This window comes from Ruegeria halocynthiae, from assembly GCF_900106805.1.
Lineage (GTDB): Bacteria > Pseudomonadota > Alphaproteobacteria > Rhodobacterales > Rhodobacteraceae > Ruegeria > Ruegeria halocynthiae.
Map to the genome: position 1 here is coordinate 1725596 of NZ_FNNP01000001.1, position 23037 is coordinate 1748632.

19 protein-coding genes are annotated in these 23037 nt (G+C 56.5%); 6 read left to right on the forward strand and 13 right to left on the reverse strand.

The genetic code is table 11. From position 1 onward, the window contains the following. Positions 1-69: 69 nt before the first annotated feature. The gene (locus BLU89_RS08595) at positions 70-819 is read left to right on the forward strand and encodes a hypothetical protein (protein WP_074736063.1); all 750 of its coding nucleotides are present in this window, start codon (positions 70-72) and stop codon (positions 817-819) included. A gap of 58 nt (positions 820-877) precedes the next feature. Next, positions 878-1402, forward strand: coding sequence for a redoxin domain-containing protein (locus BLU89_RS08600; RefSeq protein WP_074736065.1), 525 nt, complete (start codon positions 878-880; stop codon positions 1400-1402). 1610 nt (positions 1403-3012) lie between these two features. Here the strand turns inward: BLU89_RS08600 and BLU89_RS08610 are convergent. The 3 genes from BLU89_RS08610 to BLU89_RS08620 all read right to left on the reverse strand — a co-directional run bounded on the left by BLU89_RS08610 (position 3013) and on the right by BLU89_RS08620 (position 6167). Next, the gene (locus tag BLU89_RS08610; protein WP_074736068.1) at positions 3013-4431 is read right to left on the reverse strand and encodes a TRAP transporter large permease; all 1419 of its coding nucleotides are present in this window, start codon (positions 4429-4431) and stop codon (positions 3013-3015) included. Continuing rightward, complete coding sequence (locus tag BLU89_RS08615) at positions 4431-5096, reverse strand: TRAP transporter small permease (RefSeq protein ID WP_074736070.1); 666 nt, start codon at positions 5094-5096, stop codon at positions 4431-4433. Before BLU89_RS08615 ends, BLU89_RS08610 begins: the two co-directional genes overlap by 1 nt. Positions 5097-5165: 69 nt before the next feature. Continuing rightward, positions 5166-6167, reverse strand: coding sequence for a DctP family TRAP transporter solute-binding subunit (locus BLU89_RS08620; protein WP_074736072.1), 1002 nt, complete (start codon positions 6165-6167; stop codon positions 5166-5168). A gap of 169 nt (positions 6168-6336) precedes the next feature. Here BLU89_RS08620 and BLU89_RS08625 point away from each other — a divergent pair, with 169 nt between their 5' ends. The 4 genes from BLU89_RS08625 to BLU89_RS08640 are packed head-to-tail and all read left to right on the forward strand — an operon-like array spanning position 6337 to position 10167. Further along, positions 6337-7242, forward strand: a complete 906-nt coding sequence (locus BLU89_RS08625) for an alpha/beta fold hydrolase (protein ID WP_074736074.1) — start codon at positions 6337-6339, stop codon at positions 7240-7242. Beyond that, a complete protein-coding gene (gene leuC / locus BLU89_RS08630) occupies positions 7239-8633 on the forward strand; it encodes a 3-isopropylmalate dehydratase large subunit (protein ID WP_074736075.1) in 1395 nt (464 codons plus the stop codon). Before BLU89_RS08625 ends, leuC begins: the two co-directional genes overlap by 4 nt. 1 nt (position 8634) lies before the next feature. Further along, positions 8635-9240 (forward strand): 3-isopropylmalate dehydratase small subunit, encoded by a 606-nt coding sequence (gene leuD / locus BLU89_RS08635; protein ID WP_074736076.1) that lies wholly within the window; start codon positions 8635-8637, stop codon positions 9238-9240. A gap of 15 nt (positions 9241-9255) precedes the next feature. After that, the gene (locus tag BLU89_RS08640) at positions 9256-10167 is read left to right on the forward strand and encodes a LysR family transcriptional regulator (protein ID WP_074736078.1); all 912 of its coding nucleotides are present in this window, start codon (positions 9256-9258) and stop codon (positions 10165-10167) included. Positions 10168-11179: 1012 nt separating this feature from the next. Here BLU89_RS08640 and BLU89_RS08650 read toward each other — a convergent pair. The 10 genes from BLU89_RS08650 to BLU89_RS08695 all read right to left on the reverse strand — a co-directional run bounded on the left by BLU89_RS08650 (position 11180) and on the right by BLU89_RS08695 (position 23027). Beyond that, entirely contained in the window at positions 11180-12961 is a 1782-nt protein-coding gene (locus tag BLU89_RS08650; protein ID WP_074736082.1) for a thiamine pyrophosphate-binding protein, read from the reverse strand. Next, positions 12961-14370, reverse strand: a complete 1410-nt coding sequence (locus tag BLU89_RS08655; protein WP_074736083.1) for an aldehyde dehydrogenase family protein — start codon at positions 14368-14370, stop codon at positions 12961-12963. Before BLU89_RS08655 ends, BLU89_RS08650 begins: the two co-directional genes overlap by 1 nt. Beyond that, positions 14351-15265, reverse strand: coding sequence for a sugar phosphate isomerase/epimerase family protein (locus tag BLU89_RS08660; protein ID WP_074736085.1), 915 nt, complete (start codon positions 15263-15265; stop codon positions 14351-14353). The genes BLU89_RS08655 and BLU89_RS08660 overlap by 20 nt, the downstream gene beginning before the upstream one ends. A gap of 154 nt (positions 15266-15419) precedes the next feature. Next, positions 15420-16610 carry a Gfo/Idh/MocA family protein gene (locus BLU89_RS08665; RefSeq protein WP_074736087.1) on the reverse strand — a complete coding sequence of 397 codons (1191 nt, stop codon included), beginning with the start codon at positions 16608-16610 and terminating at the stop codon, positions 15420-15422. After that, entirely contained in the window at positions 16603-17277 is a 675-nt protein-coding gene (locus BLU89_RS08670; RefSeq protein WP_074736089.1) for a hypothetical protein, read from the reverse strand. Before BLU89_RS08670 ends, BLU89_RS08665 begins: the two co-directional genes overlap by 8 nt. Next, complete coding sequence (locus BLU89_RS08675; RefSeq protein ID WP_245709684.1) at positions 17267-18454, reverse strand: Gfo/Idh/MocA family protein; 1188 nt, start codon at positions 18452-18454, stop codon at positions 17267-17269. Before BLU89_RS08675 ends, BLU89_RS08670 begins: the two co-directional genes overlap by 11 nt. Then, positions 18444-19271 (reverse strand): citryl-CoA lyase, encoded by an 828-nt coding sequence (locus BLU89_RS08680; protein WP_425441368.1) that lies wholly within the window; start codon positions 19269-19271, stop codon positions 18444-18446. The genes BLU89_RS08675 and BLU89_RS08680 overlap by 11 nt, the downstream gene beginning before the upstream one ends. Beyond that, positions 19268-21160, reverse strand: a complete 1893-nt coding sequence (locus BLU89_RS08685; RefSeq protein ID WP_074736093.1) for a bifunctional sugar phosphate isomerase/epimerase/4-hydroxyphenylpyruvate dioxygenase family protein — start codon at positions 21158-21160, stop codon at positions 19268-19270. The genes BLU89_RS08680 and BLU89_RS08685 overlap by 4 nt, the downstream gene beginning before the upstream one ends. Then, a complete protein-coding gene (locus BLU89_RS08690) occupies positions 21160-22455 on the reverse strand; it encodes a TRAP transporter large permease (protein WP_074736095.1) in 1296 nt (431 codons plus the stop codon). The genes BLU89_RS08685 and BLU89_RS08690 overlap by 1 nt, the downstream gene beginning before the upstream one ends. Then, entirely contained in the window at positions 22452-23027 is a 576-nt protein-coding gene (locus BLU89_RS08695; protein ID WP_074736096.1) for a TRAP transporter small permease, read from the reverse strand. The genes BLU89_RS08690 and BLU89_RS08695 overlap by 4 nt, the downstream gene beginning before the upstream one ends. Between the last annotated feature and the right edge of the window lie 10 nt (positions 23028-23037).

Genomic DNA, 23037 nt, shown 5'->3' on the forward strand with positions numbered 1-23037 from the left:
CTCGAAATTATTGTTGCAATGTATTTCTCACTATAGTAGCGACTCGCTATCTTTTAATCGGAGGCACTCATGAAACTTTCAACGCTCACTTCTACTTTGGCCTTGGTCATCGGCGGTACCGCCCTTGCTGATGAGAACCATGCCATTCATCAGGATGGCGCGATCATATCTTCGGCAGACGCCAGTAAAGTCGCGGACTTTGACATTCTGGCCGCGCACGCGCACCGCAATGGAAACACGGTCACTTTTCACATGACAACGAATGGAGTGGCTGGTGCCTCGGTTCCGGCGGCAACCGGAAAGGTCGGTGGATCAGACGTCTGGTCCTATGTCTGGCCTACTTCTTTGGACCCATCGGCCGTTGGGTTCGAAGGCGGCACAGGCATCCTTGCAATGGCCGCAACCAGCCATCCCGATTTTGATGACACACCGCTTTTTGATGAGAACGGTGACGGCGACCCGGCGAATGACGGCATCGAATGGCACAGCCATTGGGTTGTGTTGACCCCGACCGAAGCTTGCGGACCCGACGCGCTTGCGGTGCGTGACATCCCCGAAGGTTCCTTACCCAAGCTACCTGCGACATGGCCTGGGTTTCCGATCTTTCTGGACAGCCCTGGATTTACGCCCTTGTTCGACGGCCCTGAAATCTCGGTGAACGCAGGCTTCGCCAGCGACGTCGAACTGGAAGGTGTCGCTTACGATGGTGTCACCTCGGCCTTGCGTGTGAACGCTAATATCCATGCGCCCTTGCTGTGCGTCACAGATGTCTTCGACGTCGCATCCGGCGATCTGAGCCTGCCGGGCAAGCTTCACTAACATTCGACTGAGCAGCCGTCGAACCCACGGCGGCTGCCTGCCACTGAGGACGAAGAAAATGCAAGCACCAGAGTTAGACGTCACGGAATGGTTCAACACAGACACGCCCCTAACCCTAGATAACCAAAAAGGACGGGTTGTCGTCATTGAGGCCTTTCAAATGCTGTGCCCAGGATGTGTCCTGCACGGTATTCCCTTGGCGCAGTCGATTCAGAGGACGTTTCCTGAAGAGAAGGTAGCCGTAATTGGCCTGCACACCGTGTTCGAGCATCACAATGCTATGACACCGGTGTCTTTGCAGGCTTTCCTGCATGAATATCGCATCACGTTCCCTGTCGGCGTGGACAAACAGGGCGCAGGACCATTGCCAAACACGATGTCTCGCTTTGGCATGCGCGGCACACCAAGCCTTGTCCTTGTAGATCAGGCGGGGCAGATCGTTGCGCATCACCTTGGTCAGGTTTCGGAACTTCAATTGGGGTCCGAGATTGGCAGTCTTCTGACACAGGAGGTCGTGTCGACCAAAGGCGGCACCGTCACTGTTGATCAAAACGAATGCAAACCAGGTAGCTGCAATGTGTGATCCGGCCAAGGTGCCCACAAATGGAAATCGTTTTTTCCAAGCGCCGTCGCCAAACCGTAGTTTTGTCTTACACGGCGACGAAAAGCCCAAAAACACCAAACTGTGCTCGCTACCCAACAACCCACAGCGTCAGGCAAGTCCCAAAAGATCGGGGACTTGCCAATTGTTTTTATGCCAGATCTACACACTCGATGCTCAAACCAAGCGCGCTTGCCACACCGGCACCATAGGGGATGATTTGCTGCGGCAACGTCTATTGTGATGATGGTCCATCGTTGGGCCGTCAAATAACTGTGCTCATCCGCCATTCAAGCCCTACGCAGCATCAGGTACTTTGGCTCATTGCAGACATTCGAAGTCGACAAAAAGGAGCGCCTTAGGTCCGATAGGGCGGACAAAGTGAACTTTTGCTGCATCTGCGCCAAGGTCTGTTTTCAAGAACGCCGTAAATCGGTTAGCTAAGACTAGCATTATCAAAAGCAGTGGAGATTGACGCCGTTGAAGTACAACGCAGCTCGAAGGGCAAAATTGGTTGACCTTGAGCCGATGTTGCGAATGCCTAAAAGGCCGGGACACAATTCTGTAGGCAAGAGAAGCTTAGCATTCTGCCATCCAAATCACAGTCGAGAAACGCTAGAGGCTTATTTTGGAACTTTCCCACAAGCGATGTTTGTGAGCGAGGAAGAAGACCAAATCATCAGTTTTGCATGCGCGATCCGAACATCTGGCAAGCTAATACAAAAGCCAATAGTTTGGTCGGATGCGACAGGTGAGGGAGCGACGTTAAATCATGACAAAAATGGAGCTTGGCTATATGTCAGTCGCCTAGCATATACAACAGGTCCTGGACATGCTCACGTATCGAAGGAAATAGGTCCGCTCCTTGTGTCCCTGAAAGATTTGACTGTCAGGCTAAACTTACAAGGCGTCGCTTTCCCTACACGCTTTTCTGGATTCCGCGAACGGTCGGGAACGACCGAGTTTCAAAGGTCGACAATTGACGACAAGGGTTCGTTGGAACGATCGGGACTACGGCCTCTCGGCATCGCTTTCCAAGCGGGTTTTGAACATGAAATAGCCTTGCCGAACTATCTGGGTGATGGGAAGCACTTCGCAATGATGGTTTGGCGAAACGAGCAGGGACAAAAACCGCGAACCTGAAAACTGACGTTCGTTTCAATCACAGCATTCAGCACTTTGGGCTCACTGCTGTTGTTCTCTGCGGCTAGCTCGGATGGGTTTAAGAGCCCATTTCTGCCGTTTAGAGAGCTTCGGTTATTCGCATGTGCGGCACGTCGAAAACCGCACCATTCCGGACGTTCAACTTCTAGTGTCATGTGGCAGGTGGGCGCGGACAAAACGGACCTCGGTTGGTTTATTATGAATGACCGCTATGTTCGCACAGCGACCGTAAGATCGACCTGCGCATAAAGCGGAAATTGAGCCGGATTATTCGACTGAGCCACTTTCAGATTGACCATCTAAACCCCCAACCTCGAGGGAAGGATACTTCTGGCATTGTTGGTCCGTTGAACCATCACAATAGACGCACAAATCCTACTATCTTGAACAAAATACGCTGGCGACAGCTGCCGCCAGCGCATTCCGTGTCACTGCGTTATAATTTCCGGTCCCATGAACGTGTTGGGGAGGAATGTAGACAGGAACGGAACATAGGTAACGATGATCAGGAATACGAACAGCACGACCAGGAACGGCAGGGCTGCTTTGACCACGCTCATCATCGGCATACCAGCCACGCCCGAGGTGACGAAGAGGTTCAGGCCGACCGGCGGGGTGATCATGCCGATCTCCATGTTGACCACCATGATGATGCCCAGATGGATCGGATCGATGCCTAACTCGATGGCAATCGGAAACACCAGCGGTGCCACGATGACCAAGAGGCCCGAGGGTTCCATGAACTGACCACCGATAAGCAGGATGATGTTGACAACCACCAGGAACATCACCGGCCCGAAGCCCGCCGACAGCATCGCATTGGCGACCTGCTGCGGGATTTGCTCATCCGTCAGCACATGTTTCAGGATCAGCGCGTTGGCGATCACAAACAACAGTGTGATCGTCAGTTTGCCGGCGTCAAACAAGGTCTTTTGAGTGTCCGGATGCACAATCGCGGTGACAACTGCCCAGGGCTTGCTCTTCAGGGGAATGCGCGGGCCGGCGGGCGCGTCCTCGAACACTGCGGCGGCGGACAGGCTACGGGTTTTGGGGGCGGCCAGCGGACCCATGTCCTTATAGACAAAACTGGCGATGAAGAAGGCGTAGACGGCAGCCACGGCTGCGGCCTCGGTCGGCGTGAAGATACCGCCATAGATACCGCCCAAAATAATCACGATCAGGAACAGGCCCCAACCGGCCTCGCGGCCCGACTGGAACACTTCGCCCCAGCCTTTCCACTCGCCCTTGGGCAGATTCTTGATCTTGGCGATGACATAGATGGTGACCATCAGCATCACACCGGCCAACAGCCCCGGAATGACACCTGCCAGGAACATTCGGCCCACCGACACCTCGACCGAGGCGGCATAGACCACCATCACGATGGAGGGTGGGATCAGGATGCCCAATGTTCCTGCGTTACAGATCACACCAGCGGCGAATTCCTTGGAGTATCCGACCTGCCGCATGCCAGAGATCACGATTGTGCCGATGGCGACAACGGTGGCTGGCGATGAACCCGACAGTGCGGCAAACAACATACAGGCAAACACACCTGCAATGGCGAGGCCGCCCGGGAAATGGCCGACACATGCTATCGAGAAGCGGATGATCCGCCGCGCCACACCGCCCGTCGTCATGAAGGCCGAGGCCAGAATGAAGAACGGGATCGCCAGCAGAGTAAAGTGGCCTTCGAATGCGGCAAACAAGGTCTGCGCGACCGACGCCAGTGAACTGTCTGAAAAACAGAGCAAAAACAGGATGGATGACATCCCGAGCGAGATTGCAATCGGGACACCGATCATCAGGAAGCCGATGACCATTGCAAAGAGAAGAACGACTTCCATTATTTCACCTCCGCGTTCTGGGCTTCAATCTCAGCCAGTTCATCTTCGACCTCGTGGCTGGCCACGAGCCGATCCATCTTTCCGTTCAGAATGCTGAATGTCGCCTGAACAAACCGCAACAACAGCAAGGCCATCGACACCGGCAGCACAATATAGGGCAGAAAACGCGGGATTTTTTCGTAGGCTTCGCCCTCGTTGAAGGTGTCTGCCATCCAGGCGAGAATACCGGGCATCGGGATGTCGTTGGTCTCGTACCAGCCCTTTTCAAGGTAGTCTTGCTCGAACCCAAGCGGGAACCAGCGCCCTTCGGTGGCAGGCAGGTTGGCGAAGTTGGCCCAGTAATCCCAGGATCCCTTCAGCATAAGAAGTGAGAAAGCGACACAAACCGCGGCGGCGATCAGGGCCAGCCGTTTCCGGGCGTTGCCGTGCACCATGTTCACCACTAGATCGACCCCTAGATGCGCGTGTTTTTTCACCGCATAGGACGACCCCAGCAGAACCAGCCAGGCGAACAGGAAAACCGTCATTTCCAGAGCCCAAAGAATATTTGAATCAAAGACATATCTGGCAACGACGTTGGCAAATGTCAGTGTGGTCATCAGACCCAGAATACCGGCGATCAAGGTCTCTTCGATCCGGTCCGTGAACGAGTGTTTGTCGGCCATAGCCTACCCTCCCAACAGCAGCTTGTTTGACAAAGGACGGGCAGGAATATCCTGCCCGCGCCGAGTGAGTCAGAAGCCAGAGTTGATCTGAACTGCTGCGTCGAGGGAGTCCTGACCGATATCGCCCGAGAACTGCTCCCATACCGGTTGCATGGCGACGACCCAGGCCTCGCGCTCTTCATCCGTCAGCGTGCGAATGGTTCCGCCCGCATCCAGAATTGCCTGACGGTTTTTCTGGTTCACAGCGTAGGATTCCGAGTTACGTGTCGCGGTCACCTCGCCCAGAATGGTCAGGAACTGATCACGCACTTCGGGTTCCAGGCTGTCCAGCCAGTCCACCGAGGTCACGACGAGATAGTCGATGATGCCGTGATTGGTCTCGGTGATGCCGTCCTGCACTTCGAAGAACTTCTTGCCGTAGATGTTGGACCAGACGTTTTCCTGCCCGTCCACAACACCCTGCTGAAGGGCGCCGTAGACCTCGGAAAAGGCCATTTTCTGCGGGCTGCCGCCAATCGCTTCCATCTGTGCCACCAGCACGTCCGAGGACATGACCCGGAACTTTAGCCCACCCGCATCCGCCGGTGTAACCAGCGGAACATTGGCCGACATCTGCTTCATGCCGTTGTGCCAGAAAGTCAGCCCCTGAAGGCCGCGACGCTGCATCGAATCCAGCAGAGCTTGCCCGGCATCCGAGGTTTGGAATGCATCGACCGCCTCAATATTCTTGAACAGGAACGGCAGGTCGAAGATGCGGAATTTCTTGGTGAACTTTTCGAACTTTGACAGCGATGGCGCCGCCAGGTGAACATCACCGTTCAGCAGCGCTTCAAGCACTTTGTCATCATTGTAGAGGGTTGAGTTCGGAAAGACCTCCATGCAGGCTTTTCCGTCCATCTCATCATTGACGCGTTGTTCCAGCAACGTCGCTGCGATGCCCTTGGGGTGTTTGTCGGTATTGGTAACGTGGCTGAACTTGATGACGACCTCGCCCGGGTCACAGGCGGCAAAGGTCGCACCTGCACCGGTGACAAGCGCAACGACCAGACTTGATGTCTTCCAGAACTTCATGGCTTCCTCCCTTTTTGTCAGGCCGGTCTGACCTGAATAAATATGCTGATCGAGAATACATGCTTGCGTGGGGATGATTTTTCGTAAGAATTGATCAGTAAAACCGATGAATGTTGTCGAAAAAGTCGACTATATTGAATAACCAATCGATTAAGCGGAGCGCACTAGTATGTTTCTGGATTTCGAGGAACTGACTCTAAATGTCGGCGAGCAGAAAATCTTTGTTCGCCACGGTGGTGACCCCGGCAATCCGGGCCTTTTGCTGTTGCACGGCTATCCGCAGACATCGGCCATGTGGCATGCGGTTGCCCCCCAGCTCACAGATCAGTTCCATGTCATCTGCCCGGACCTGCGCGGATATGGTCGGTCGTCCAAACCCGTCTCAGATGATCGGCATACGCCCTATTCGAAACGCGAAATGGCAAAAGACATGGTCTCCGTCATGTCTCAGATGGGGAACAAGACTTTTCTGGTCGGTGCACATGATCGCGGTGCGCGTGTCACCCACCGAATGGCGCTGGATCATTCCCAAAAAGTCCGCGCAATCGCCCTGTTGGACATCGCACCGACTCGCGAAATGTATCGCGATACCTCAATGGAATTTGCGCGCGCTTATTGGCACTGGTTCTTTCTGATTCAGAAACACCCCATCCCGGAACAGATCATCGGCAACGACCCCGCGCAGTTCTGGAAATTGAAATGCTTCAATCAGGCCAAGGGCGAAAATCCCTTTATCCCTGCGGCGCTCGACGAGTACATCAATGCCTTCAGCACGCCTGAGGCCATCCACGCCGCGTGCGAAGACTACCGCGCCGCGGCGACCATCGACATCGAACATGACGATCAGGACGACGGCCGCAAGGTTGAACAACCTTTGATGGTCCTATGGGCCAGGCGCGGGGTGATTGAGACCTGTTTCGACGCGATGGCGCTGTGGCAGGAGCGAGCGCACCGGGTCGAGGGCGAGGCCGTCGATGCCACGCACTACATGGCCGAAGAGATACCGGACGAAATTGCCAGCCGAATGCGCGCATTTTTCCTGCGCCAGATCGAACAGAAGGATGCTGCCGAATGAGCAGGACGCTTTACGATAAACTTGTGGACGCACATAAAGTCTGCGATCTGCCGGACGGCGACATGCTGGTCTATGTCGACTTCCACATCATGAACGAATACACCAGCCCGCAGGCCTTTTCCGGACTGGATCAGAAAGGGCTTTCCGTTTGGCGGCCCGAGGCCCATCTGTCGGTGGTCGATCACGTGAATGCCACACGGCAGCGCGATCCGCATGATGCGGCCTCCAAGCTGCTGATCGACAATCTGGAAGCCAATTGCAAGAAGCACAACATCGCCTTCTACGGCCTGGGCGACCGCCGCCAGGGGATCGAACATGTGGTTGTCCCTGAACAAGGGCTTGTCGCGCCGGGGATGCTGATCGCCTGCGGCGACAGCCATACCACAACCTATGGGGCCTTCGGAGCGCTTGGTTTTGGCATCGGTACGTCCGAGGTTGAACATGTGCTGGCGACGCAGACCCTGCGCTATAAGCGGCTGAAGACCATGCTGGTAAAAATCGATGGGGATATTGCCCCCGGTGTGACCGCCAAGGACATCATCATGAAGGTCGTTCAGGTGGTCGGTGCGGGCGGTGCCAATGGCTATGCTGTCGAGTTTTCCGGCTCGGCCATCCGCGCGCAGGAAATGTCCGGGCGGATGACGATCTGCAACATGGCGGTTGAGTTGGGCGGACGGGCCGCCCTGATCGGGGCGGACCAAAAGGCGCTTGAGACAATCAAGGGGCGCGCGCATAGCGGCACACTTGATTTTGGCGGTCTGGCCTGGAATTCGGACGCGGGCGCGGAATATGACACGATGTTCGAGATTGACGCTGCCGAGATTGCCCCGCTTGTCAGTTGGGGCACCAGCCCGGATCAGTCCGTTCCAGTCGACAGCTTGGTCCCCGCCGAGACCGAGGGGATGACGCCAAAGGCACGCGAGGCGCTGAACCGCGCACTAAACTATATGGACCTGAGGGCCGGTCAGGCGATCACCGATATCGAGATCGACAGCGCCTTTATCGGCTCGTGCACCAACAGCCGTATCGAGGATCTGCGCGCGGCTGCCTCAATCCTGCAGGGCAAAAAGGTCGCTGGATCGGTGAACGCCATCGTCGTGCCCGGCTCGACCTATACCCGTCTACAGGCCGAGGCTGAGGGGATCGACCGGGTGTTTATCGAAGCAGGCTTTGACTGGCGCCCGGAAAGCGGCTGTTCGATGTGCCTTGCGATGAATGACGATATCGCCCTGGATGGCGAGCGGATTGCGTCCTCGACCAACCGCAATTTCGAAGGTCGGCAGGGCCGTGGTGCACGCACCCATTTGATGAATCCCGAAATGGTGGCCGCCGCCGCCATCCATGGACGGATCGCGGATGTCCGCGAATTTCTAAGCGAAGGAGCGGAATAAGATGCCTAAAACTGTTCATGGGCTCGCCGCCGCCCTGCCGCTTGCCAACGTTGATACCGATGTGATCATGCCCAAACGCTTTCTGATCACGATCACTCGCGAAGGGCTGGCAGAGGGCACATTCGCCGATCTGCGCTTTCACGAGGATAACACCCCGCGTACGGATTTTGTGCTGAACACCCACCCGTGGCATGAGGCCAGAATATTGGTTGTCGGCGACAATTTCGGTTGCGGGTCCAGCCGGGAACACGCGGTCTGGGGACTGGTTCAACTGGGCGTTCAGGGCATCATCGGCACTAGCTTTGCGGGCATTTTTTATGACAATGCGCGCAAGAATGGCCTTGCCTTGGCCATGGTCAGTCCCGAGGTGCGGGATCGGTTGATGCATGCGGCGTCCCATGAGGATGGCGTCAACTACACGATTGATATCGAAAACCGAGTCATCAGAATGGGCGAGGCAAAGCTGCCGTTTGAAATGGACGACGCGACACAGACTGCCCATCTTGAGGGCCGCGACGACACCCTGAACTCGCTGGAATTCGCGGATGCGATCCGCAAATATGAAAGCGGGCTAGGAGAACGGCAACGGGTGCGCGTGATACAGTAGTCGGGACAGGTTGATTTGGAACTTCGCCAACTTCAGTGCTTTGTAGCGGTCGCCGAAGAGTTGCATTTTCGAAAGGCGGGCGAACGTCTTGGCCTCAGCCAGCCTGCATTGTCCGATCGCATTTCCGCGCTGGAACACGAGTTGGGCTTTGCCCTGTTCTTTCGCACAACCCGGCAGGTTAGCTTGACGCAAGCGGGGTCCGAGTTCCTGCGCGACGCCAAGCGTATTCTGGCGGATATCGACAAATCCGTTTCCAAGGCCCGACACACGGCTGACAGCGGTCTAAGGACGTTGCGGGTCAGCGGGGTTGATGAGGCGATCTCAATGCTGCTGCCGCCGGCGCTGATGGAATTCCGCAAACGGCATCCTTCAGTGCATGTGGACATTCTTGAGATTTCGTCCTCGGATTACCATACGCAAGAGCTTGCAAATCACCGCACCGACATTGCTTTTGTCCGCAAACCCCCTGAGGAAGAGTATTTGAAAGCGGACCTTTTGTACCAGCAGGGCGCTGTTGTGGTATTGCCATCCTCATCGGAACTTGCAGGCCGGGACACGCTGTCAGCGGCAGATATCAGGGATCATCCGATTGTCGGGTTTCCAAAACACGCCCGCCCGATCCTTCACGACCTGCACTGGAGCAGCTATCGCGCCCATGGGTGGCAACCAGACATCGCCTGCGAAGTCATCGACAAATCCACCATGTTGCAGCTGGTGGCGCACGGGGTTGGCATCGGGCTGGCACCCGCATGGATTCGCGCCCTGGCGCCTGCACATTTGAGTTGCATCCCGTACCAAACGGATGGCGAAAGCATCGAACTCTACATTGCGCGACGGGCAGCGGAGAACTCGAAAATGGTGGATGAGTTCGTGGACGTGGTCAAAGAAGTCTCCTCGGGCCTGCACCCCGTCGGGGCGGGTCAGTGACACGACCCCAATTGTGTTCCGCAGAAGCATTCGTCGCCTAAATGGTAGCAAATCCGGGAGCCTTGAAATAGCCCCAGCGCGCCTGAAGTGTGTATATCGGAATACTACGCGATAAGGCAAAACGCATCGGTGAAAGTGCTGCCGGCGATCCGGCGAAGTCGGATCGTCAGTGAAGTTTGGCTTGGACCCCTCGTTCAGACAACAACGGCAGTCATCTACGGACTACGGTCGTTCGTGCGTACTGCGGCATTAAGCACTTCGGGCTCGCTACGGACTCTCTCTGCAACAAGTCCGAATTAGCGGTTAGAGCCCTTATTGCTTTTTGCGGTATGACGGAATGTAACAATCGCCAATGGTGGCGGTCATCCTCCCCGCCGCTTTCCTTTCAAGGGCCAGCGGGATTTGGACAAGCCAAACGCCCCTGGCCGTCAGGGTGAGGGCGCAGCCCTCCCCCTCGGGCAACCCTATTAGACAGGGCCGTGTCCTCGGCTGCGCCTCCGGTCCGCACCACCCCTGTCGAATAGCATTGCCTCGCCCCCTCCCGCGTTCGCCACGTGGCAGATCAGCAGGAACAGGCAGCTTCGCTGTCTGATCTGCAAATCAGCCCTGATTTTCCAAAAGGGAAGTCAGATCAAACAAAATCTTTGCGGGAGTATCAAAATGGGGATTCTGGATCAGTTTAAGACGCAATGGTCAATTTCAACTTATGGCCAACATCGGGGGGTGCCTTCCGATGTCGAACTTTCACCCGTTTCTGGTCCAACTGTGACGGTTGGGTCAGGTTCGTGTGACGTTCAACAAGAGTGTCGGGCGACACATAGTTTTGCCATTCATCGACATCTAAGCCTTTGATTTTAAATTCCCCTAGAATAGCACGAGGCACGAGTCTTGCCATTTGCGACTCAAAGGTTTTCCATCAAGCTTAAGCCATCGCATAGCGGCAATTGCCCTTCTGTTAAACAGTTACAGGCAAAAGCCGTATGCACAGGCGGATCGCACACTCTAAATTGCTTTAGGTGGCAACGTGCGAAACATCCCTGTCTGGCGAATAGATGTCGAGGATGTTCCAGTGTCCGGTTGTTGGTGTCGGATTGTTGATCATTGGGACGTCGAGAACTGTTGGTTTGCCGCTGGCGATTGCCGCTTCCAATGCGGGCAACAATTCATCAGCAGCGCTGAGCCTATGCCCTTCTGCACCATAAGCTCGTGCGATGTCTGCATATCCCGGTCCGTTTGCTGGAGCTGCGGCTGATCCAGGGAACGTAGTCCCGTAGGTCAGACCATAATGCGCCTTTTGCAGACCTGCGATCGTTCCGAAGGCGTTGTTGTTCATAACCAGCCAGATGATGCCCAGATCAAGTTCGACAGCCGTTGCCAGCATTGACGGGTTTTGACCGAAACCACCATCGCCAACCAGGCTGATCACCACGCGATCTGGCGCTGCCAGTTTCGCACCGATCGCTCCTGGCGGACCAAAACCCATCGTAGCGAACCCGCCCGGAGTCAGTATTGAACCGGGGGTCAGGATATCGAATTGCTGTCCGACACCGTTCTTGTTCCACCCAACGTCCGTGGTGATGATGGCATCCTCAGGCAGTGCCTTGCGGGTATCTGCCAGAATGCGCTCGGGCATCATCGGAAAGGCCGATGAGGTCGCCATTTCCACATTGCGCGCTTTGAAGTCCGTCCGAAAGTCAGCGATCTTCTGCTCCAGCACGGGGCGCTTGAAGCCGTCCGGATACATCTCGCGGGCGACCCGGTTGAGGACTAGTAAAGCGGCCTTGGCGTCAGCAACGACTCCGATCTCGGTGGGGTAGTTCCGGCCGATCTCCTGCGGTTCAATGTCGATATGAATGACCTTGGAACCGGGGATGTTGAACGTATAGCCGGGGTACCAGCTGGAGCAATCGGCCTCTTTGAACCGAGTGCCCACGGCAAAGATGTAGTCCGCATTCAAGCAGGACTGGTTGACCAATTCGGTGCCCCAAAACCCGGTCATTCCCAGCACAAGCGGATGGTCGTCTCGCAACGCGCCTTTACCCATCAGGGAATGCGCGACTGGAAGGCCCATATGTTCAACAAATTCTCGCAACTCCTCGCTGGCCTGTGCCAGAAGAATACCACCCCCAACATAAGCGACTGGGTATTCGGCCTTCGCCAAGGCTTCGACAATCTCTCGCGCTGTCTCGTCGTCAATCGACGGTTTCTTGAGCGCGCGCGTGTTGTCGCGGATACGGTCAAAGCTGTCCGAGGGGATCACCTCCGAAAAGATGTCCATGGGGACATTGACCAACACGGGGCCAGGCTGACCATTTTCGGCGAGATGGAACGCCTTTTCCAGAATTTCAGCCATCAAATCTGCGCGGTCCACCCGCCAAGCGCGTTTGACAAAGGGGCGATAGATTTCCCACTGGGCAGCATCTGCGTGAAGGTTCACTTCCTGGTGCGCGTGTTTACCGTAGTAATGCGTGGGAATGTCACCCGCGATCACGACCATCGGGATACAGTCCAGTGCGGCGTTGGCGACCCCGGTGGCGCAATTGGTCAGCCCCGGGGAGAGATGGGACAGCACCACCGAGGCCTTGCCCGTCACGCGGGCATAAGCGTCTGCCGCATGGCTGGCAATTTGCTCATGCCGTACAGTGACGAAATCGATGGGGCTTTCCGCCAGCGCAGCCAGAACCGCGATGTTCGTGTGGCCGCACAGACCAAACACGTGTTTGACCTCACGACGTTCCAGGAAATCAACGATGTGTTCGGCGACGGTTTTACCGTCCAGTTTCGCTCCGTCCATCACGCGACCTCCTGTCCGTAGAATTCACCGAACAGGTCCGGCTCCGAGGGGCGATCCTCAGGGATCGGACGGCTGACCCAGGTGTAGTTCATCATATGTTTCATCGTGACGTTTTCGTTGGTGATGTTGCCGCCCCAGATGCCGCAGCCCAGGCTGCTGGTCATAGGCATGCCATTGGTCCACGCACCCGCATTGGCTTTGGATTGCGGCTGTCGAACCATCATTCGGCTGACCGGGGCCAGACGCGCCAACCGGTCGATATGATCGTCATTGTGGCTGTAAATACCGCAGGAGTGGCCTTTGCCGCCGGTATAATAAATCTTGCTGACAGTTTTCAGCGCATCATCGAACGTGTCGAAATGATAAAGCGCCATCAATGTGGTCAGTTTTTCCTTGGAAAATTTATGCTCCGTCCCGATTTGCCCCTGATTTTCGACCATCAGGAATTTGCGATCTTCGGGGATGCTAAAACCGGCGACCTTGGCCGTTTGCTGGGGCGGACAGGCGATAGTCGGGAACGTACGGTTTCCCTTTTCGTCCCACATAGCAGCTTCGAGCATGGCCTTCTCTTCGTCCGAACACAGGTACCCGCCCTCGGCTTGAAGCGCCTTGACCATATAATCGTAAACCGAGCGCTGGATGATGATGTTGCCGTCCGCCGAGCAACCCGACCCAAAGTCAGAGGTCTTAGAAATGCGCGTGTTCTGAGCAGCGATATCGAGATCGGCTGTCTCATCAATGACGATGGACGAATTGCCCGCGCCGACGCCATAGGCCGGTCGCCCCGAACTGTAGGCTGCTTTGACCATGGGCTTGCCACCCGTCGCCAGAGTCAGGTCACAAATCTCCATGAGGTGCTGTGTTAACGGGATCGATGGTTTGCGGATCGACTGGAATAGGTCTTCGGGGGCACCGGCCGCACGGCAGGCCGCTCGCATGACTTCGACCATTTCATAGGTGGTATGGGCGGTTCGTGGGTGCGGGCTGAAGATGACCGCATTCCGGGCGTTTGCGGCGGAAACACCGGTCACCGGTGGTGTCATTGCCGGATTGGTCATCGGGATCAGGGATGCGATGACACCAGCAGGTTTGGCGTATTTCACGAGCCCCTTTTCTTCGTCGACTTCGACGATCCCCGTCGAGGGCGTGCGCAGAACATCACGCAGCACCATGTGAATCTTAAATCGCTTCGCAGGGCGCCCTTCGCGATCTCCGATACCGCTTTCGTCCACGCCTTGCTGGGCCAGACGCGTGAAGGTCTTCTCGTTCCCAGCATACCACGCAATTGCCTGAGACAGGCGGTCCAGCCTGTCCTGATCCCAGTCCTCGATCTCGGCCATAGCAGCGCGGGCGCGTGCCAGCATATCGGCCGCCATGTTGCGGTCGTTTTCAGTGAGCTCTTTGCCCATGATGATCCTCTTGGTGTTTTAGAATTGCAGCATCGGGCACACGACGCTGTGACCGCGCCTCGCCGAATGTTCGCTTGGCGTGGCTGAGACAGCGACGCGCGTGTTCTTCATATCCCAACTCGGCAACGCGGCTTTGGTTGGGCAGTTCGATGGAATAGTCGACGGGCGGCATCCGTTCGATGATGCCGGTGAAATCGATCCAACCTTCGCCGGGGTACAGCCTGGCATCACGGGCCAGTTGAATCATGCCCTCACGCGTATCCGCGATGCCGGGCAGGCAGTCAGAGATATGCAGGAAGTGAAACAGGTCAGAGGGGACGTGCAGAAGTTCTCCCAGATCCACACGGCTGAGGTGCAGATAAAGCGTATCGACCAGAATACCGCCGTTGGGCTGATCGGAGGCACGCACGATATCAAGCGCCTCATCCAGAGTGCGCAAGCGGGAGAAGCTTGGAAACTCAAGGTCCACTGTTAGCCCATACGGAGCCGCCAACTCGCAGGTCTCGGAATAGACGTCGATCAGGAAGTCACGATCATCGCGGGTGTTGGTCCACGCGCTCATGATCATACGCTTGGCGCCCAGTTCCCCGCCGATCTCCAGCGACGGCTCGAAACTGCGCGGATCGACATCTTCGGTAATGCGCGCAAGCTCGACATCGAGGACTTTCAGACCGGTTGTTGAAAGCGCAGTTTTGGTGGCCTGCACATGAGCCTTGTCGATCGGGGACTGGGTGAACTCTCCAGGCACATGCATCGGAATGAACCGGGGGCTGACGGCATCGTAACCGGCCCGTGCGGCGATATAGACCAGCTCGGGCGGCGTACAGCCAATCAGCGTCAGATGCGCCAAGGAATAGAGAGAGGGGCGTGTGCCAGCCTCTTCGGGTTTCGCCATGAATGACAGCTCCGGGTGTCTGCGAATCTTATTTTCATCACACGTAGTAAAAAATATCTGATATTTTTCAAAATATCAACTTTTAATGCTGAGCAGAAAATAGAAACGCCCGAGCAATAGCCCGGGCGTGTTTAACCTTTGTGCTGGCAGAGCATTAGATGGTGACCCAGTCACCTCCGGACTGGTGAGAGCGCACAGAGGCATCAATGAATCGGACACCGTCTGCGCCTTGTTCGACACTGGGGTAAGCAAGCCAATCGGCCGGAACGGTAACGCCATCCCAACGCGCGGCCACGGCCATGGCAAATTCCGTATAGAGGTTGGCCCAGGCTTCGATAATCCCTTCGGGGAAGCCACGCGCGGTACGGATCAGACGTTCCGCACCGCGGCCGATGCCGTGCCCGTGACCTCGGCTGATGATACGATCCGGCTCACCAAACCGATTGAACTTCAGCTGTTCCGAGTTCTCCAGATCCCACTCCAAGCCCCCTTCGCTGCCGAAGACCCGCAACCGCAACCCGCCCCGGTTTCCGGGGGCAAGGCGCGTTGCCATCAGGGTGCCCGGAACCTCGTTTTGATAGCGGGTGAACATGAATACCGTGTCTTCCAAAGGCTTTGGCGCGCCGCAGACATGGAATTCGGCCCTCAGGTCGGTCATCGGCAGGCCCGAGACAAAGCTGGCAAGATGCGCGGCATGGGTGCCGATATCGCCGACACAACTGGTTGGACCTGAAATCTTGGGATCCAGCCGCCATTTCACATGGGGCGCATCGGCCACATCATCGAGCGTCATCCAGTCTTGCATGAACTCAACATGGATCTGGTTGATCTTGCCGATACCGCCTTCGGACACGATTTGCTTGGCCTGCCGGATGACCGGAAAACACGACATCGAATAACCGACGGCAAAAACCTGCCCCGTGCGCGCGGTGATCTCCTCAAGCCCCCCTGCTTCGGCGACTTCGTTGGTCAGGGGCTTGTCGCACATCACGTCAATGCCCGCCTCCAGAAACGCTTTGGCCGCTTCGAAATGAACGTGGTTCGGGGTAGTGATCATCACGGCATCCACGCCATCCGGGCGCTCCGCCTCGGCCTTTGCCATCTCGTCGAAGGACGCATAGCACCTGTCTGCTGGCAGGAACCACTCAGCCCCGCGTGCCTTGCTGCGCGCAGCGTCGGAACTGAGCGCACCTGCGGCGACCTCCCACCGGTCGGTCATCCGCGCAGCCGTTGCCTGCGTGACAGAGATACGTCCGCCGCCAACAACGCCCAGTCGCAAACGGCGAGACAACCGGGGGAAAGGTCCGTCAAAGTTCAGGTCTTCGGGTAAAAGTCTCTCAGCCATTCTGAATCTCCATGTCCGGGACCCGCGCGCCTTCCGGCAGCATTTCCACCGCCATGAAAATGCTGGGGGTAATCGTCTCGTACTGATGCCAGGGATAGTTGCCTTCAGCGTCATACATCGGTTTGTGCGTCGTGCCGGGGGCCAGGAATTCTTCGAGGTAAAGGGTTTCAACGTCCCGTTCGCGGCATTGCTGCATTTTGCCAAAGCCTACAATTTGCGTATGCACTTCGCGAAACCCCGGTACCGGGCAGAACGGATGATCCTTGTGCAATCCGACATTCAGCGGCACCGAGCCGGAATGGTACATGGTCAGCCCAACGTTACCCACAAAGACCTTTGGCGACATGTAGTGGCTGACACCGCGTAAACGCTCCTCTTGGCGAACATCAAAAGCAGATGGCCATGTATCTTTCACCCATGCGAACAACTCGTTGTCATCGGCATGGGCGTCGAAATCGTGGACAATGACTGCACGTTCCACGCCGCTAAGCGTGCTGTCTTGCACGATCACAGAGGAAAGCGGTGCAATGGTCTGATCCTCGACAGAGAGATTTCGCCCCCCAAGGTTAAGGACGATGGCGCGACCCTCGATAGAAATTCTGCGCTCGTCAGTTGTGTGCTGGACGCGAAAGAATGGCTGAGTAAAGTCGAGTGTCTCAATCGGCATGAACCAATTCCTTCCTCTCATCGTTAAGGAAATCGACCGGCAAAGGCTCCGGAGCCGCGCAACGGCTTTCTATCGTCTGATAGGCGCCAAATTTTGGTGCCCGTTCGATCGCGTCCATGACCTCGAAAACGTGGTAGGCGAGCGCTCCACTTGCACGGGGTTGGCGTCCTTCTTGCGCCGCCAGGGCCAGATCCAAAAGGCCGAGACCACGGCGGTCCTCATTGAACCCGTGTTTGTTGACGACCACCTGCCAGCCTTCGCGACCGGATGGGCGCGGCTGATGAGACCAGCGCGAGGTCTCCCGCGTTTTCAGCCAGACATCCCCCTGAAAGATGTTGGCACCATGTACCGGGTCAGGGTCTGGGATGCTGATGGTGCCTTTTTCGCCGTAGATCTCGAACCGCGGCGTTTCGCTATCCCAGACGTCAAAGCTCATGGTCATCGACCCTATAGCCCCGGAAGAGAACTGCAGCAGGCTTAGGGAATGCGTGTCGACCTCGACATCCATCCATTCACCGTTGCGAGGGCCGTTTTCGATCATCCTTTTGTCGAACGTGCGCCGAGCCATTCCGGCGACCCGGTCAACCGGACCAAGGCAGCAAACCATGGCGGTCAGGTAATATGGCCCAAGGTCCAGCAAGGGCCCGCCACCGGCCTGGTAGTAGAAATCCGGGTTGGGATGGTGGCGTTCCGTCCCGTGGGTACCGACATGGGCAAAAACCCCTGTCGGTTTGCCAATGGCACCCTCATCGATCAAGCGCCGAACGGTTTGCCAACGACCGCCCAGAAATGTGTCGGGTGCGCAACCGACCAGTAGCCCCTTTTCAGAGGCCATGTGCAGAATCGTCTTACCATCCGTTCGATCCATAACCAGCGGCTTCTCGGAATAGACGTGCTTGCCCGCCTCCAACGCACGCAGGCTGATTTCGGCATGCGCTGCCGGAATTGTCAGATTCAGAACGCAGTCAATCGTCGGATCGTCAAACACCCCATCTGGCGCACAGGCCTTGGCGATACCGTATTGATCTGCCTTGGTGCGGCTTTCCGAAGGGTCAAGGCTTGCGCAAGCCACGACCTCAACGTTTGAGAATTTGGATAGTGTTTTTAGATAAATATCGCTGATACGACCACAGCCGATAAGGCCGACCCGGAAGGATTTCGATGTCTCACGTGTCATCATTCCTGTCTTCGTAGAGGGGTAAGTAATTAGCGGGCATCGGCCCTTTGTTGCGGCCACCCTGGTTCATCTGTTCCCAAGCGTGGGCAAGTATTCCGACCGAGCGGGACAGGCAGAACAGCCCTCGCGACAAGGGCGCAGGAAAGCCAAGTTCGCAGAAGATCACAGCTGTCGCGCCGTCAATATTCATGGCAATTGGCAGACCGCCTCGTTGACGACCGAGTTCGGCTTGAACCTCTTCTCCGATATCGGCAAACCGGCCAGAAACTGTGCCTTCTGCCGCCGCATCTCTAACAAGTTGCATCAATCGGGGTGCGCGTGGATCGACAGGTTTGTGAAACCTGTGACCAAAGCCCGATACGATCTTGCCGTAGGTCTCGCGCCAACTGTCCAAGCCATCCCGAACAGCGTCATTCAGCGAACCTCCCGCATCCATGCGGACTGCGATATCATAGTACAGCTCTGCACACTGCTCTCCTGCCCCGCCGTGCACGTCGCCCAGCATGTTCACCGCAGTCGCCATCGCATTATTGAGACCTACCCCGCAGGTGGCGGCCATACGCGCAGCCGCGATTGAGGGAGCCTGTGGGCCGTGATCCACGCCAGCGACCAAAGCGGCCTGGAACAGACGCGCTTGGGCGTCGCTGGGTAGATCGCCCCGCACCATAAGCCAGATCATCTGCGGGAAAGATACGTTTCCGATCAGGTCCTCTATGGCGTTGCCACGAAAAGAGATCTGTCCGGGTTTCATGTCGATGATGGAGGTACGCCACCATTGGCGAACGGCGCGCTCATCGTCTGTCATCTGCGCGGTCATTGCGTCTGCACCTCTTTCACCGGCTGGGTTTTGCTTTGCGCAGCAAGGCGAATGGGTGCATTGCGCGCGCCATAACCGGCATAGCCCATACGGCGTTCAACAATTTCGAAGAAGAAGCCGTTAAAGATGGGGCAGCTGTATATCTGAAAATACTCAGCACCCGCCGCCCGATCGTAGAGAATGTTCCCCCTGCGCAATTGGGCGACCAAATCGTCATCCAATCCGAATGTCGCTTGCAGATCAGCGTAGTAGTTCTCCGGGACGGACAGGCTGGGAAAGCCAGACTTGAGCAACTGGGCTGAAGTTTCAAAAATATCATCCGACTGGAAGGCAATGTGCTGAACACCAGCCCCAAAGCCATCTTCAAGGAATGACGCCGCCAGTGTTCGACGCCCAACTGCCCCATTCAGGTTTAAGCGCACTTCGCCTTCGGGACTTTCGATAGCCTGGCTTTGCACGACACCAGACGGGTCGGCGACGTTCACGATAGGGGATTTTGCCATCTCGAAAGTCGAAATGTAGTAGAGTAGCCAGCTTTGCATCTCATCGTGACGCATCGTCTGGGCCAGATGGTCGATACGACGCAGACCGGCAGGTTGGGTGGCTTTGGTTTTCGCAACCGGCTCGAACTCAATGTCCCATACCCGATGGAGATCGGATTTCTCATCGATGAAATGAACGACGTTGCCACCAACGCCCCGAATGGCCGGGATATCCAGTTCCCCTGTTCCCACCGGTTGTGAGAAATTCGGTGCGCCCAACGCGGTCGCCCGCTGAACCGTCTGATCCGCATCTTTGACACGCAACCCCATGTCACAAACGGAGGGGCCGTGACCCAGGAACGCCGAATGGGCAAATCCTTCCTTTTCGGTATTCACCACGATGTTTATCGCGCCCTGCCGCCACAGCTCGACGGACTTGCTCACATGCTTTCGCTCCATTCGAAAGCACATTGCTGACAGCATATCTGCCAGTTGCGCGCCGCTTACTTCATCAGCTGTAAATTCGACGAACTCAAAGCCTGACGCATAGACGCGTTCAGGCAAGTCCGGGATGCCGAAATCCGTTCCCGGCTCGGTCCGCGACACCTCATCCAAAAGGTTCACCAGCGACCTATAGCTGTCTCGGGCCAGTGTGCGGCCACCGGGTTGAGGAGCTGCTTCGTTGACGCGCGCAATGGACCAAGGCCCCTTGTAACCGGCGCGCGACAACACCCGCACGAAGCCCGCAAGGTTCAGCGATCCGAGCCCGGGCAAAAGCCCGAAATGCCGCTTGAGCCTGCGGATATCCATCTCAAGCCGGGGTGCATCGGACAGTTGCACATGGAACAACCGCTCTCCGGGAATGTCCCGAAGGCGGGCTGGTTTGGACCCATCGGCAAGCGAGAAGAAGGAATTCAGGGCCAGCCCGAAATGGGGGCTGTCGATGGCTTCAACGACGCGTAACGCCTGCTCATCCGAGCGAATAATATCCGACCATGGCAAGCCCATATAGGCCAGACGCATCCCTATTTCTTTAGCGATTTGGGCCGCCTCGCCAAGATCTGCGATTACCTGTTCTTCGGTTGCAGCGGCATCGACGTCGAAAGCAGACCCGATTAGCAGTAATTCCGTTCCCAACTCGGTCATAAGGTCGAGTTTGCGTTTCAGCCGATCAAAGGCGCGCTCCCGTCCACCGCCGGACTGGCCTTCAAGTTTATGGAAGGGTTGTAGCAGGCAAATCTTAAGGCCGAGGTCCGACGCAATTTCGCGGACTTGCGATGGCGGCCCGTCAAAAGCGGTCAAATCCGGTTCGTGTAATTCGACACCTCCGAATCCCGCTTCAGCGATAGCACTTAGTTTTTCGGCCAGATCACCGGGGATCGACGTTGTCGAAACCGAGAGGCACATTATCCCTGATATCCAAACATTCGCGGCAACCACAGGACCAGATCCGGCATCAGCATCATGATCACCAAGGCAAAGATGAGAACCGCGAGGAAGGCCCAGATTTCCGAGATGATTTCGCGCAGCGGAATGTCCGTCACGGCGTTGATCACAAAGAGTAGAATGCCATAAGGCGGCGTGATCAGACCAATCATCGAGTTCACGACGACCAGCACTCCGAAATGCACCAGATCAATCCCAAGCGCTTCGCAGGTTGGAATGAACAGGGGCACAATCACAAGAATGATCGTTGTCGCGTCCAACACGCAACCCAGCGCGAGGATCAGCAGGTTAACCAGGATCAGGAAAACAATCGGACTAACATCCGAACCCTCCAGCAGTGCCGAGATCGACTGAGGAATTTGCTCCTGAATGACGATGAAGTTCAGGATGAACGCGCCGCCAATGACCACCCCAACGGCAGCAGACGAACGGGCGCTATCGACGAACACCTGATAAAGGCCACGGAAGGTCAATGCACGGTAGAACAAGGCTGCCAGTAGCAGGGCGTAGAATGCAGCTACAGCGGCAGCCTCGGTCGGAGTGGTGACGCCTCCATAGATACCATAGAGAAGGATTGCGGGCATCAGCAGTGCCGGGAACGCATTGGCGGTTTTAGCCGGTAACTCGCGCAGCGGAACAGGTTCTTCTAAGGCAAAGTTCCGCTTTCCGGCCAGATAGTAGTTCATCGCCATGAGGACGACGCCCATGATCAGGCCCGGCAGAATTCCGGCCAGGAACAGGGATCCGATAGAAGCCTTGGAGACGAGCGCATACAAAACCATCGGGATCGAGGGCGGGATGATCGGGCCAATCGTCGCCGACGCCGCCGTGATCGCGGCTGCGTAACCTCGGCTGTAACGGCCATCCTTGGTCATCATCTCAATGATGATCTTGCCGATCCCGGCGGCATCCGCGACAGCCGAACCGGACATACCCGAGAAGATCAGGGACGCTACCACGTTGACGTGCCCGAGGCCGCCCTTGAACCGACCGACCGCAGCGACGCAGAAGTTCAGCAGACGGTCGGTGATCGACCCCGCGTTCATGATATTGGCGGCGACGATGAACAACGGCACGGCAAGCAGGATCGTGCTTTTGTAGAAGCCTTGCAGGATTTTTTCGCCCGCCAGCGCGACGTCCAGACCAGCGACACCCAGATACATCAGTGACGCCAAAAGGATGGAATAGCCGATAGGGGTCCCGATACCTGCCAGAACAAAAAGGGTCAGCAGGCAGGAAAGAAGTTCAAAACTCATTTGCTTGCGTCCCCGTCGTCTTCCACGTCAACGCGGGGATGTTCGTCGACCACGTTGTATCCCACGACCATTTCAAGTTCGGTTTTTGGTGGGCCGTTGCGCATGATGTCAAAGAACAGCCATGCATACCGTGCGGCGACAACCAGCATGAACACGGCATAGATCGAAAACACGGTACGCAGCGGTATCTTCTCACCCGAGAAGGGATTGCGAACGGTCGCGGTCTTGCGGATTTTCATCCAGTCGATGTAGTCCCAGGTCGGCAGGAAACTGTAGAGCATCCCGACCACGATTGCCGCAGCTGCCAGCATCGCAAAGACCTGACGGACGCGTCGGGGTACAGACAGATAGACAATGTCAAATTTTACGTGATCTCTCTCGCGCACGATGAACGCGCAGCTAAAAAAGATCACCCAGACCCAGAGGATGCCGATCAATTCAAGCGTCCAACCAGCGGGGGTAAAGAAGTACCGCAGTAGAATTTGCAGAAGGAAGATCAGGAAGATTGCCGCCAGCATCCCGCCGGCAATTGCTTCTGTCAGTCGGGAGAACCCCTTTATGAAGCCTTTCATTGTGGTTCTC